The organism is Neisseria sp. HMSC065D04 (assembly GCF_001815675.1).
Classification (GTDB): Bacteria; Pseudomonadota; Gammaproteobacteria; order Burkholderiales; family Neisseriaceae; genus Neisseria.
Window position 1 is genome coordinate 69,586 of record NZ_KV821496.1, and the last position, 432, is coordinate 70,017.

1 CRISPR repeat array is annotated in these 432 nt (G+C 60.2%).

Features of this window, described 5'->3' with window-relative positions:
• Position 1: 1 nt before the first annotated feature.
• Positions 2 to 431: a CRISPR direct-repeat array (repeat unit 30 nt; unit sequence CCAGCCGCCTTCAGGCGGCTGTGTGTTGAA).
• Position 432 lies beyond the last annotated feature (1 nt).

Here is a 432-nt window from a genome sequence, read left to right on the forward strand (position 1 = left end):
CCCAGCCGCCTTCAGGCGGCTGTGTGTTGAAACTATCTCGTTGAGCAAATGCTCGCAGACGAAGGATCCAGCCGCCTTCAGGCGGCTGTGTGTTGAAACCGTTAGGCACGGTCGGCGTGCTTACCGATGCACCCCCAGCCGCCTTCAGGCGGCTGTGTGTTGAAACCCGTCGTGGTGGGCTGGATGATTTTTAAATAGGCCCAGCCGCCTTCAGGCGGCTGTGTGTTGAAACCGCCCATATCCAGTACATGCCGATATGCGTGGCGCCAGCCGCCTTCAGGCGGCTGTGTGTTGAAACCCACCCAACGGCTACGGCTGCAAATGCTCGGTGTCCCAGCCGCCTTCAGGCGGCTGTGTGTTGAAACGACGCCCTGAAGGCAGAAGTCGATACGCTCAAGGCCCCAGCCGCCTTCAGGCGGCTGTGTGTTGAAA